This window comes from Falsochrobactrum ovis (assembly GCF_003259955.1).
Lineage (GTDB): Bacteria > Pseudomonadota > Alphaproteobacteria > Rhizobiales > Rhizobiaceae > Brucella > Brucella ovis_A.
This window is the reverse complement of the sequence record NZ_QLMK01000016.1, coordinates 13,431-26,376: the sequence shown is the minus strand read 5'-3', so window position 1 is coordinate 26,376 and position 12,946 is coordinate 13,431. Positions and strand designations below refer to the sequence as shown.

The window sequence follows — 12,946 nt, the reverse complement described above, 5'->3', positions numbered from 1 at the left end:
TGTTCTCCCAGGTCCCCAATAAGGTCCCAATGGCGCTCAATTCACTGTGTTTCCCGTCGCAAATAACGACGAGATATGGAGTCGAACGAAATAGCCAGGACGACAATCGCTCCAGAGACAATGCCTTGCCAGTAAGGCGAGACGCCAAACAGAACGATAATGTTTTCAATGATTGCGATAATGCCCGCGCCAAAAATTGCGCCGATAGGGCTACCGATACCGCCTGTTGTGGCGACACCACCAATGACAGAGGCAGCAATTGGAGCCAGAACCCAGCCATCGCCAATAGAAGGTTGTGCGGTGCCCAAACGAGCAACCATCAGTACGCCCGCCAGTCCGGAAATCGCCCCGGCAACGCCAAACACCAGCAAACGCACACGGTCAACCCTGATGCCGAGCATACGCGCACCGTCACGATTATTACCAATCGCGTACATATAGCGACCAAATGGGGTTTTCAGCATTACGAAAGTAGCAACAAGGAGAGCCACAAACATAATGATGAATGGCACAGGAATGCCAAAGAGATCACCACGCCCAAGATATTGGACATCCCTTGGGATTCCGGTGATTGCCACACCTCGCGTGAGTACCAGATTAGCGCCGCCAAAAATCCCGGCCGTACCAATGGTCAGAACAAGCGAGTGAAGGCGCAAGAAGGTAACGAGAAAGCCATTGAACAGACCGAGCGCCAAACCCAGCAAAATGGCCATCAGCATGGCAGAATATGGTTCAAACCCCATACGAACCATCAAAATGCCCGATGCGACACCGCATAAACCGCCAATCACGCCGAGCGAAAGATCCAGTTCACCCAGCACCATGAGCATGGATTGGGCAATGGTGATCAGGCCTACAAATGCCAAACCACGCGCAACCACCGACAGGTTGTAAGGGGTTAGAAAATAAGGCGAGATGATTGCCGAAAGGGCAAAAATCACCAAAAGGGCAACGAACACACCGGCAAGCGGCGTGCGAATGAGATTGGAGAGGGGGTTAGTTGGCATCGGTTTTTACCTCTGTTCCAAAGATCGCGCCCACAAGAGTTTCATTGTTTGTGTCGCTGGTGGAAAATTCACCAGTTATGTGGCCGTTATGCATGGTAATGATGCGGCTCGCGCACTTTTGCAGTTCATTGAGTTCGGACGATACGAGAATGACGCCAACGCCTTCCTCAGCCAGATTTTTCATAATTCGGTAGATTTCGGACTTTGTCCTGATATCAATGCCTTTGGTTGGCTCATCAAAAATCAGAACACGAGGCCGGGTGGCCATAGCGCGCCCAATAATAGCTTTCTGTTGGTTGCCACCTGAAAGCTCCGAGATACGCTTGCCCATACCCGAAGTGCGAATGCCGTAATCATCAATGATTTTCTGAACAATATTGCGTTCGCGACGATTAGATACTCCGAACTTTCCGCTTGTTAGTTCCAGTATCGAAATGCCAATGTTTTCGCGTAGAGATAAAAGCGGCAGAATTCCGTGATGTTTACGCTCTTCTGAAAGATAGAGCATACCGTTGGAAACCGAGCTTGAAGTATCGTTGAGGTTCCAGCTTTTGCCTTCAACTGTCACCTCGCCGCCCTTAGACTTCAGAAAGCCGAAAATCGTTTGCATAACTTCCGAGCGTCCTGCGCCCACAAGCCCCGCAAAGCCGAGAATCTCACCCTTACGAAGATCGAAATTTATATTTTCAAAACGCGGGCCTGAAAGCCCGCGTACCTGCATGATAATGTCAGCAGTCGGGTGAGCAGGACGGAAATGTTCATCAAAGGAAAGATCGCGCCCAGACATGGCGCGGATGAGATCAGCCTCTGTAATATCGCTGATCTTGCCGCTATCGACCTTTGAGCCATTGCGCAATACCGTGTAATCATCACCAATTTGGAATACTTCTTCCATTTTGTGACTGATGAAAACGATAGCGTGATCTCGGTCGAGCAAACCTCGGATAACCCGGAAAACCCGTTCAACCTCCACTCTCGTCAATGAGGAAGTGGGCTCATCTAAAATGAGCACTTTCATCTGCTCATTCGTACAGGCGCGGGCGATCTGCAACAATTGCTGATCCGATACCGAAATATTAGCGACCAGATCGTCTGGTCTCGCCTCAATGCCAAAGCGCTCCAGATAGGACTTTGCCTCTTCCATGAGCGACTTGCGGTTAACAAGAAATCCGCCATGTCCGGTTCGGCTGAACGGCATGAAAAGATTTTCAGCAACGCTCATTTGCGGGAAGAGCGTTAGCTCCTGAGGCACATAGGCCACGTTCTTGTAAAGTTCGGGATCTGCAACCGGATCACGACCGTCGATAAGCACCTGACCGCGCGAAGCATTGTCAGTCCCGGTTAAGATTTTTACCAGTGTGGATTTTCCGGCACCATTCTCGCCGGCAAGAATATGAGTGCGGCCAAGTTCGATTTTCAGGTCAACGCCGTCAAGCGCAGTAACACCTGGAAAGTCACGACCTAACCCAACCGTTTCAAGATATGCCATGATGGACACCTTGGCTGCTGCCGTATGGGTCGGTTTCAATTGAACCATACAAGCATACGAAAAAATCGGAGCACGGGTAATCCCGTGCCCCAGCAACATTAAGTCGGGTGATTATTCGCCAATATTTTCCTTGGTGAGGAAAGCATTGCCTGTGTCGATGTAACCAGGAACCGGCGCGCCCGTTGCCTGTGCCCAAAGGGTCATAACCGACCAATATCCCTGCAATTCGGGCTGCGATGCTGACGAGCTATCAGCTACCCCGCTGCGGATCATGTCGAGCATTTCCGGCAGGTTATCCAGACCCACAAGGACCACTTCACCTTCCTTGCCAGCTTCAACGATTGCCTGACCAATGCCGATCGGACCGGCGGCATCGGACGCAACCCAGCCTTTCAGATTTGGATGCGCCTGCATGATCGCGGCAGCTTGCTGCTGTGCGATTTCGATACTGTCATTGTCGATGCCTTCGGCAACGACTTTGATGCCTGGATGCTCGGCAAATACTTCGCGATGGCATTCAGCACGAATTGAATGATTAGGTGCCGTCGGCACGCCCATCATAATTGCAACTTCGCCTTCGCCATCCAAAACTTCAACGAGACGACGCGCAGCTATTTTTGCCTGCTCACAAAAGTCGGAGCCGATATAGGTAATCGACATGCCCTCTGGTGGTACAGAGTCAAAAAGTACCAGCGGAATATCCTGCGACTGCGCTTCTTCCAAAGATGCGCGATTTCCTGATGGATCGAGCAAATCGAGCGCTAAACCATCAGGACGGGTAGCAATCGCACTATCAATAATCTGGTTTTGCTGAACAACATCCGCGCTTTGTGGGGCCGAATATATGATTTCGACATTCGCGCCGGTCTGGGCTTTCAAAGCTGCTGCAGCCTGCTGCGCACCTTCATTTACCTTGTCAAACCAGGGATGAACGACTTTCGGCACAATTACAAAACGATAGCTATCTTTTTTAATCGTACCGGGCGCATCCTGCGCCATTGCTGGCATCGGCAACAAAAATGCAGCGAGCGCCGCTGCTGTTGCAAGCTTCTTCATGGAACCCTCCCTTGGAAAACGGACCATCCATTTCCAAACAGCAATATTCAATTCGCTCCGGAAAGGTATACCTGGCCCATCCATTGCGACGGGGCTAAAATACAGATGTATTATCAAAATTACAAGAGTATAATTGGGATCAATAATAGCGAGTTCGATAGACCGCAGGTCGATCGATTAGCCTTGTCTTTGATGGTTTGATACCATCCGTAGATATGTTAAAGACGTTGAAACTCGCTCGGGCCTTATGAGAGGCTATCGAAGATAACGGGAAAAGGAGTAGAACTTTGACTTTGAAAGTTTATCTCTCCGGAGAAATTCATACCGACTGGCGCGATCAAATTATCGACGGCGCAAAAGGACTGGATGTCAGCTTCACAGGTCCGGTGACTGATCACGACGCGAGTGATGATTGCGGAGTTGCGATATTGGGCCGTGAGGACAGCAAATTCTGGCATGATCATAAAGGCGCTAAGATCAACGCTATCCGCACCCGGCACGGCATTGCTCAGGCTGATATTGTTGTGGTTCGGTTTGGCGAAAAATATCGCCAATGGAACGCCGCTTTTGACGCAGGCATAGCGTCGGCATTAGGAAAGTCGCTTATCGTGCTGCATGAAGCTGAGCATCAGCACGCTTTGAAAGAGATTGATGCGGCTGCTCTGGCTGTTGCGGAACGACCTGAACAAGTTGTTCAAATCCTTCGTTATGTTTTAACCGGAAGCCTGCCTGATCAAGCGTAAAATTGCGGTCTGATGTGACAACCCCTAACGTCAGTCAGGGGTTGCAGATTGGTTCAACGGACTTAGCAGCCGTTATAAGGAATTTATTAAATCAAACCGCCATTCACATGGATAACTTGACCCGTCACATAGGATGCATCCGGTGATATCAAGAATTCTATTACCGCAGCGACCTCGTCTGGCCTGCCGGTACGCTGCAATGGTATAAGATTTTTAAATTTATCAATTTTTTCCTGATCAACTCCGTCACTTGTGCCGGCTTCTTTATCAATATGCCCTGGCACAACACAGTTCACAGTGATCCCTTCCTTTGCGAATGTAATTGCTAGGCTGCGAACTGCAGTCTCAACGGCACCTTTGGACGCCGCTGACATAGGGAAAAGCGGCATATCATTGCGAAAGACATGCGCTGTGTAACTACCAAGCGCTACAATACGGCCGTTCGGCTGTTGATTGATCAATGGTCGTGCAGCCCTTGCCAAAGCAAATAGGCTAAACAGATTTCCACGGAAGGCATATTCGATATCGGCTTCTGTGCCTTCTTCAAAGCTTTTCAATAGCGGAAAACCGGCATTTGCCACAAGGATATTAAGGCGACCATAGGTTGTTTTAGCCAGTTCAACCAATGCTAACGGCGTGGCCGGATCGGCTAAATCACCAAGCAATGTCACGGCTTCCGCGCCTTTTGCGCGCAACTCAGCCGCAACACGCTCAAGCGCTTCGCCCGAGTGGCGAGCATGCAAAACAAATCCAACACCGGGCTGTGCCCGACGCCGAGCTAATGCCGCGCCAATACCGGACGAACTGCCAGTAATTAAAATAACCTGATCAACCATCTCTTCCCTCATATGATTATATATCTCTGTTGGCAGGGATTCTGCGTTTAGACCTTATCTTCAAAATGCCCGTCTGTTGCAAAATGACCACCTTGTAGAACTAATCCCGGGAAATCGTGCTCAGGGTAATCGGTGGTTTGCAAAATTTTATCACGATATACTTCAGAATTATCTTGCGGCTTGTAGCCTAAATGGCCAGCCTTACGATTATCCCAAATAGCTTGATCATTATTTGAGATACCCCAAACGATAGTATGCCCCACACGCGGCACAATCAGACAGCGCTCGATCAGACGCAATAAATCCGCATAGCTTTGCCACGTTGTCATCATGCGCCAATTCGTTGGCTCAGGAAAACAAGAACCGATCCGAATGGAAACAGATTCAAGTTTAAACTTGTCCCAATAATATTGCGCGAGCCCCTCGCCGAACACTTTGGAAACACCATAAAGGCTGTCAGGGCGGACGGGACAATCGGTTTCAAGCAGATCTAATCGATCATAAAACCCCACCGCATGTACGGAACTTGGCCATATAATACGCTTAACACCGTTTTGGCGCGCAGCTTCATAGACATTATAAAAGCCGATAATATTTCCATTCAAAATATTGTCGAAAGTGCTCTCGGTTGAAACGCCACCAAAGTGCAAAATCAGATCGGCATCCCGTGTAAGCTCTTTAACGGCGTCTTTGTCAGACAAGTTACACTCAAAAAGTTCTTCATTAGGCGCTGCTTCGCCTAAACTATCTAATGAGGAGACCCGCAAAATATTGCAGTATTTTGCGACATCTTTCCTCAAACGGCTGCCCAAAGCACCAGATGCGCCGGTTAAAACTATGCGATTATATTTCATTTTCACTTCAATCCGATAATGGTTCACACCAATTGAGCAACAGCCGTGCGCATATTGTTGAGCGCCGCTTCAAGTTTTTCCTGTGATAAAGCGAAAGATATGCGGAAGTAATTTTCCAGCCCGAACGCTCCGCCCGGCACCCCAGCAACCCCAGCCTGATCAAGCATATAGGCTGCAAAATCAGTACCATTGGTGATGACGTGTCCGGCAGGTGTGCGTTTACCCAATAATTCAGTAATTTCTGGAAAAGCGTAAAAAGCTCCGGATGGGGGCACCAGATTTAGACCAGGAATAGCTTCAAAACCGGCCACTGCAATTTCACGACGCTTCTGATATTCTTTCAAAGCCATTGCTGGAAAATCCTGCGGCCCCGTCAAAGCTGCGATGCTTGCTGCTTGTGAAATTGAACATGGATTGGACGTAATTTGCGATTGCAGCTTACCCATCGTCGAAATCAAACCGGCCGGACCTGCACCATAACCAATACGCCACCCTGTCATGGCGTAAGCTTTAGACACGCCATTTACGATGAGCATACGCTCATGCAAATTCGGACAAGCTTCTAAAAATGAGCAATATTTTTCGTCTGTATAGAGAATATGCTCGTAAATTTCGTCCGACATAATCAAGACATTGGGGTATTTCTCCAAAACTTCACCAAGTGCCACAAGCTCGTCGCGAGTATAGGTTGCACCTGATGGATTGGACGGTGAATTAATGAGTAGCCATCTGGTTTTGGGAGTCAAAGATGCGGCCAATTTTTCCGGTGTGAGTTTGAATTCTTCACTATATAAGCAAGGAATTACGACCGGCCTGCCACCTAAAAGCAACACCATATCAGTGTAGGAAACCCAATAAGGTGCCGGAACGATGACCTCGTCACCTTCATCTAATGTTGCAGCCAGCGCATTATAAATAACTTGTTTTGCGCCATTACCTACGGAAATTTGCTGTGGGGTAAAATTTAAACCATTTTCTGTTTTAAACTTATGGATTATTGCTGCCTTTAGCTCGGCTGTGCCATCTGGCGCGGTATATCGTGTATTTCCCTTACGCATAGCCTGATAGGCCGCTTCAATTATATGCTCCGGCGTATCAAAATCAGGCTCGCCTAGACTCATGTCAATGATATCGCGCCCCTGGGCTACCAATGTACGCGCTTTTACTGAAATCGTAATCGAGGGTGATGGTTTTATTTGCGCCACTCTAGCTGTCTGGTAATTCAAACTCATAGCGGTTCCCACTTATTGTAATGTGATAGTTTTAACTGCAAGGCCTACTACCCACATGATTATGCAGCTTAGGCAGCACAAAACCCATCTTGTATGATGACTTTTAGTTGTCGCTCGGCCAAAACTAGTAAGATAATAAGATTTAGTCAACAAGCTGCGCCGATAAAGCGCCATAATATCAGTACTCAAAACGCTTTTTTAAATTACCGCTTCCTGTTATTATACAACTGTGAACGACTCCAAACAGAAAGATTAACAATGAGGGATACGCGTAAACTTGCTCGTAAAGTAGCCGACACTCTGCAAGAGCAAATTGCCGCTGGAACATTAAAAGTCGGCGACAAATTGAAAAGTGAGCAGGAATTATGTGAACAATTTGCGGTCAGCCGCACCGTCATTCGCGAAGCAATTAGCACTTTAGTTGCCAAAGATCTTGTGCATACTCGTCATGGAGCAGGCTCTTATATCAAATCCGCCTCGCATCCATCATCGCTTTTATCTGCTCAAACACTTTCCGGCGGCATACATGAGGCCCTGAATATACTGGAGCTCAGAATCGCGGTTGAGATTGAATCCGCAGGATTAGCGGCGCTTCGGCGCACTACGCTGCAAGAAGAAGATATCCATCAGCAGCATCTTGCCTTTACGCGAGCAATCGAAGATGGCCAATCAACTGCGGTTCTGGATTTTGCGTTTCACCGCGCCATAGCTGTGGCTACAAACAACCCAGTTTACACTGAAATCATTGATAATTTAGGGCAAAGATCAATTCCAAGAACTCTGCTGGAAAATGACACCGGCACTTTAAGTCAGGGCTATCTCAATAAATTGCGCGACGAGCATCAAGCAATCATGTCTGCGATCACCGAAGGCGATCCAGAAGGTGCAAGGCAGGCAATGCGCCAACATCTAACAGCCAGCCAGCAACGCTATAGAAAACTTCGCTCTCAAATGTATTTATGATTGCAAAATAAAATAGATATTAATTCCAATATTTTACCCAGAAACAGGTCAAGAGGTCATACAAGTTTACAATCTTGTGTGTTGACTAAGGTAAATCTCTTCCATATTCTTTTTCAATCGGTTCGATTTTGTCGAGTTAAAAGACAAGCTTAACGATTAAAGGGGAGCCTTTTACCAGCAACTGAAAAATAATCAGATTGGTAAAATGGCATATGGGAGATCTATCAGATGAAGTACATGTCATTTATGTCAGTTGCTGCATTGGCGACGTCTATTTTTGTAAGTAGTGTCAGCGCTCAGACTATATTGCGTTCATCGGACACCCATCCGGATGGTTATCCAACCGTTGAGGGCGTGAAGCACTTTGGTGAACTATTCAATAAAGCTACCGATGGTCGTTATACGGTGGAAGTTTTTCACTCAGCCCAGCTGGGTGAAGAAAAGGACACAATCGAACAGACGAGATTTGGTGTGATTGATTTGAACCGCATATCAATCGGTTCCTTTGGCACACAAATTCCTGAGCTGACGGTTATGCAGCTCCCATTTGTTTTCCGCTCGGTCGACCATATGCATAAAGTTGTAGATGGTGAAATTGGCGACGAAATTCTTTCAAAATTTGAAGATCATGGTCTGATCGGCCTTACCTATTATGATGGTGGCGCGCGTTCTTTCTATAATACCAAACATCCGGCCACTAAATTGGAAGATTTCAAAGGTCTGAAATTCCGCGTTCAGCAGTCTGATATTTTCGTCGATATGGTCAATGCGATTGGCGCTAATGCCACTCCTATGCCTTATGGGGAAGTTTATTCTGGCTTGGAAACCGGGGTTATTGATGGCGCTGAAAACAATATACCGAGCTATGATACAGCCGGACACTTTGAAGTTGCTAAATACTTTACTGTCAACGAACATTTGATGCTTCCAGAAGTTCTGGTTATGGCTAAGTCATCTTGGGATAAATTATCCCCTGAAGATCAGACAGCTATTCGTAAAGCAGCAAAAGATTCTGTGGCAAAACAACGTGAGCTTTGGGCTGCGAAAGAAATTGAGTCGCGTAAGAAAGTCGAAGCCGCGGGCAGCCAGTTTGTAGAAATCGACAAAGAGCCCTTCATTGATGCAATGAAGCCTGTTTATGAAAAGCATCTCCAAGATCCAAAATTGCAAGATCTACTGAAGCGTATCCAGGCGGTTCAATAATCTGCACGGCCACAGCACTCAAACTGCTGTGGCCAAGTTCCGCCGGAGATTGATTATGAAAAAACGCTTGCTCGCCGCCAGTGTAATCTTGCGATATATTTCAACTATAGCGCTCTTTATATCAGCGATCGGCATGATGGCCATGACGATTATTGTTGGCTATCAAGTTTTCGCTCGTTTCATTTTGAATAATTCGCCCTCTTGGACGGAAGGCACATCTATACTTATTATGAGTTGGTTTATTTTTCTCGGCGCTGCAGTTGGCGTGCGTGAAAAATTCCATATGGGTTTTGATGTATTACTGTATTTCTTGCCTCAATCCGCAACCCCTTGGCTACGAAGCCTTTCAGATTTAGCGATTTTGATCTTTGGCTTAGGCATGTTCCACTATGGCTTACAGCTGACGGTTCAAACCTGGTCGGCTCGCGTTCCGGTTCTCGGTATTCCCACGGGCGTTACCTATCTACCGATCGTCGTAAGCGGCTTTCTTATCTGCCTTTTTATCTTAGAGCGCATTGCCTTACGTTTTGCCGGCGAGCCAGTGGATCAAATCAGCATAAACTCTGAAGTTGCGGAGTGATTTAGCGATGGAATATTTCATATTATTTGGGGTCTTTACCGGTCTCATGGTGATTGGCACGCCGATTGCATTTTGTTTGGGCTTAAGCAGCTTAGCCACTGTTGCCTATCTCGGATTGCCTCCACTGGTCGTCTTTCAACGCGTTTCTTCAGGTGTTTCTGTATTCACGCTTATGGCAATACCGTTTTTCATCTATGCGGGTGATCTGATGGTAAGAGGCGGAATTGCCGCTCGCGTGATTGCCTTTTCAAGCTCATTGATAGCCCATGTACGGGGCGGACTTGGGCAAGTTAATATTGCTGCCTCAACGTTGTTTGGAGGCATTTCAGGTTCAGCGGTTGCAGAAGCCGCAGCAGTCGGCGCCATTATGATCCCGCAAATGAAAGAACGCGGATATGGGGCCGATTATGCGGTCAATATCACATCCATGGCTGCTCTCATCGCGCTCTTATTGCCACCAAGCCACAATATGATCATCTACTCCATCTCAGGTGGCGGCAATATCTCTATCGCAGATTTATTTACTGCGGGCATTATACCAGGATTGCTATTAGCTGGCGCTTTGGCTCTCACTGCATATCTTGTTGCAATCAAACGCGGATATCCGACCGAGCCGTTTCAGGGCTTTCGAAAAGTTGGATATTATCTCCTATTATCAATACCAGGCCTGTTGTTGATCGCCATTATTTTTGGCGGCGTCCGCTCAGGGGTCTTCACCGCAACTGAAAGCTCTTGCATAGCAGTTATCTATGCATTTCTGGTCACCATTACAATTTATCGCACGATGAATTGGAGAGATTTTGTTGAGGCTACGGTTGGTGCAATCCGCACCACAGCTATGGTCCTTTTCATCATTGGTGCAGCGTCATCTTTCGGCTGGCTTATGGCTTATATGAAGGTGCCATTTTATCTGGTTGAAGCGATGCGCTCAGTGTCGGAAAATCCAATCATCGCCCTGCTTTTGATCAATTTCTTGCTTTTACTGCTCGGTACATTCATGGATATGGCGCCGCTACTGATCATCACTACACCTATTTTTCTGCCATTGGTGATCGCATTTGGTGTCGATCCTGTACACTTCGGTGTCATAATGATTTTGAACTTGGGGATTGGTCTGAACACGCCCCCATTGGGTGCTGTGCAATATGTCGCCGCGGCGGTTGGCAAAATAACTATCTGGGAGGCCATGCGCTCGATCTGGCCGTTTTATACAGCCGCGTTAATCGTGCTTGGTATGGTTACTTATATACCTGCGCTTTCTTTATGGCTGCCCAGTCTATTTAAATAATCAAAGCAAAGGTCGCCAAAGAATCTAGTAGAGGTCAATAGCAACAAACATGTTGATGTTGGCTTTACCAAATAATCAAAGTTCAAATCAGGGGAAGTCAATGCTAGCTGTTACGACCAGACAGGCCGTGAACCCGGAATATGCTAAAACATTAGATACGGCAGAATTACGCAAGCATTTCTTGGCTCAAAATATGTTTCGTGAAGGCGAAATAAATCTAATTTACACGCATTATGATCGCTTTGTCATTGGCGGTGCAGTTCCTAATGGTAACACACTGATTTTGGACAAAGTGGAAGAAACCAAAACTCCGAATTTTCTAGATCGACGTGAAATGGGTATTGTTAATATTGGCGAGACCGGATCCGTATCCGCGAATAATGAGACCTATATATTAAACCACGGTGACGTTCTTTATCTGGGCGCTGGCACCGGCCCAATAAGCCTCACAGGTCAGGGGCGTTTTTATATTACATCATGCCCGGCTCATCGTAGCCTTCCAAGCAAATTAATAACCGTTTCAGAAAGCAAAGAAGTAAAACTTGGCTCTACTGAAACATCAAATAAACGCACAATTAATCAATTTATCCATCCTTTGGTGATGGAAAGCTGTCAATTGGTGCTTGGTTACACGACGCTGGAAGAAGGCTCTGTATGGAACACTATTCCTGCTCATATCCACGACCGCAGAATGGAGGCCTATCTTTACTATGGCATGGCCAAAGAATCGCGCGTTCTCCATTTGATGGGTGAGCCGCAAGAAACCCGTCATCTTTTTGTCTCCAACGAGGAGGGAGTTCTTTCACCGCCCTGGTCAATCCATTCCGGCGCAGGAATTGGTTCTTACACATTCATCTGGGCTATGGCGGGGGATAATGTTGATTATACGGATATGGATTTCATTCAACCGGAAGATTTAATGTAATGGTCGTTTCTTCTAACAGGCTGTTTTCACTCGATAATCGGCAAATTATTGTCACTGGAGCCAATACCGGCCTAGGGCAAGGTATTGCGGTTGCATTGGCACAAGCTGGCGCAACGGTGATTTGTCTCGCTCGTTCTTCAATGTCTGAAACCGCTCAAATGATAAAAGAAACTGGCGGTAAAATGATAGAAGTTGAAGCCGATCTTTCCAATGCAAAAAATGCGCAGGCCATGTTGGATGATTGCTGGCAAAAATATGGGCCCATTGATGGCCTCATAAATAATGCCGGTATTATCAAAAGGGTGGATGCCATTGATTTTACAGAGGAGGATTGGGACAGTGTGATAGATATCAATCTTAAAACACTGTTTTTCCTCAGCCAGTCCTTTGGTCGTCAGCTTATCAAAGCCGGACGCAAAGGCCGGATAGTCAACATTGCTTCCCTGCTTAGCTTTCAAGGCGGCATCAGAGTGGCCAGCTATACGGCTTCGAAAAGCGGAGTGCTGGGTATTACTCGACTTTTAGCTAATGAATGGGCCGCTAAAGGTATCAATGTCAACGCCATAGCGCCGGGCTATATTGAAACCAATAACACGCAAGCCATCCGTGATGACCCGCATCGTTCTGCCGAAATTTTGGCGCGTATTCCGGTTGGTCGGTGGGGCAAACCGGCTGATATTGGTGGCACCGCGGTATTTTTAATGTCCGATGCTGCAAACTATATACATGGTGCCGTAATACCAGTCGATGGTGGTTGGTTAGCGAGGTGA

13 protein-coding genes are annotated in these 12,946 nt (G+C 47.1%); 7 read left to right on the top strand and 6 right to left on the bottom strand.

Annotation, left to right across the window (positions count from 1 at the left end; all coding sequences use genetic code 11):
• Positions 1-41: 41 nt before the first annotated feature.
• From C7374_RS13695 to C7374_RS13685, 3 genes are all read right to left on the bottom strand, one after another.
• Positions 42-1,007, bottom strand: a complete 966-nt coding sequence (locus C7374_RS13695) for an ABC transporter permease (protein ID WP_111576190.1) — start codon at positions 1,005-1,007, stop codon at positions 42-44.
• Positions 997-2,496, bottom strand: coding sequence for a sugar ABC transporter ATP-binding protein (locus C7374_RS13690; protein WP_111576212.1), 1,500 nt, complete (start codon positions 2,494-2,496; stop codon positions 997-999). Before C7374_RS13690 ends, C7374_RS13695 begins: the two co-directional genes overlap by 11 nt.
• A gap of 111 nt (positions 2,497-2,607) precedes the next feature.
• Positions 2,608-3,552, bottom strand: coding sequence for a substrate-binding domain-containing protein (locus C7374_RS13685; RefSeq protein ID WP_111576189.1), 945 nt, complete (start codon positions 3,550-3,552; stop codon positions 2,608-2,610).
• Between the two features lie 287 nt (positions 3,553-3,839).
• On the opposite strand from C7374_RS13685, the gene C7374_RS13680 reads away from it, so the two are divergent.
• Positions 3,840-4,295 carry a YtoQ family protein gene (locus C7374_RS13680; protein ID WP_111576188.1) on the top strand — a complete coding sequence of 152 codons (456 nt, stop codon included), beginning with the start codon at positions 3,840-3,842 and terminating at the stop codon, positions 4,293-4,295.
• Between the two features lie 86 nt (positions 4,296-4,381).
• Here the strand turns inward: C7374_RS13680 and C7374_RS13675 are convergent, their stop codons facing one another.
• The 3 genes from C7374_RS13675 to C7374_RS13665 are packed head-to-tail and all read right to left on the bottom strand — an operon-like array spanning position 4,382 to position 7,217.
• Complete coding sequence (locus C7374_RS13675) at positions 4,382-5,131, bottom strand: SDR family NAD(P)-dependent oxidoreductase (RefSeq protein WP_210205135.1); 750 nt, start codon at positions 5,129-5,131, stop codon at positions 4,382-4,384.
• A gap of 47 nt (positions 5,132-5,178) precedes the next feature.
• Positions 5,179-5,985 carry an NAD-dependent epimerase/dehydratase family protein gene (locus C7374_RS13670; protein WP_111576186.1) on the bottom strand — a complete coding sequence of 269 codons (807 nt, stop codon included), beginning with the start codon at positions 5,983-5,985 and terminating at the stop codon, positions 5,179-5,181.
• A 23-nt stretch (positions 5,986-6,008) separates the two neighbouring features.
• On the bottom strand, positions 6,009-7,217 hold the full coding sequence (locus tag C7374_RS13665; protein ID WP_170130256.1) for an aminotransferase class I/II-fold pyridoxal phosphate-dependent enzyme: 1,209 nt from the start codon (positions 7,215-7,217) through the stop codon (positions 6,009-6,011).
• A gap of 93 nt (positions 7,218-7,310) precedes the next feature.
• On the opposite strand from C7374_RS13665, the gene C7374_RS13660 reads away from it, so the two are divergent.
• The 6 genes from C7374_RS13660 to kduD all read left to right on the top strand — a co-directional run bounded on the left by C7374_RS13660 (position 7,311) and on the right by kduD (position 12,946).
• On the top strand, positions 7,311-8,180 hold the full coding sequence (locus tag C7374_RS13660) for a FadR/GntR family transcriptional regulator (protein ID WP_245412674.1): 870 nt from the start codon (positions 7,311-7,313) through the stop codon (positions 8,178-8,180).
• A gap of 228 nt (positions 8,181-8,408) precedes the next feature.
• Complete coding sequence (locus tag C7374_RS13655) at positions 8,409-9,383, top strand: TRAP transporter substrate-binding protein (protein ID WP_210205134.1); 975 nt, start codon at positions 8,409-8,411, stop codon at positions 9,381-9,383.
• A gap of 55 nt (positions 9,384-9,438) precedes the next feature.
• Positions 9,439-9,963, top strand: coding sequence for a TRAP transporter small permease (locus C7374_RS13650; RefSeq protein WP_111576183.1), 525 nt, complete (start codon positions 9,439-9,441; stop codon positions 9,961-9,963).
• 7 nt (positions 9,964-9,970) lie between these two features.
• Positions 9,971-11,251 carry a TRAP transporter large permease gene (locus tag C7374_RS13645; protein ID WP_111576182.1) on the top strand — a complete coding sequence of 427 codons (1,281 nt, stop codon included), beginning with the start codon at positions 9,971-9,973 and terminating at the stop codon, positions 11,249-11,251.
• Positions 11,252-11,351: 100 nt separating this feature from the next.
• Positions 11,352-12,176 carry a 5-dehydro-4-deoxy-D-glucuronate isomerase gene (gene kduI, locus C7374_RS13640; RefSeq protein ID WP_111576181.1) on the top strand — a complete coding sequence of 275 codons (825 nt, stop codon included), beginning with the start codon at positions 11,352-11,354 and terminating at the stop codon, positions 12,174-12,176.
• The gene (kduD, locus tag C7374_RS13635) at positions 12,176-12,946 is read left to right on the top strand and encodes a 2-dehydro-3-deoxy-D-gluconate 5-dehydrogenase KduD (RefSeq protein ID WP_111576180.1); all 771 of its coding nucleotides are present in this window, start codon (positions 12,176-12,178) and stop codon (positions 12,944-12,946) included. Before kduI ends, kduD begins: the two co-directional genes overlap by 1 nt.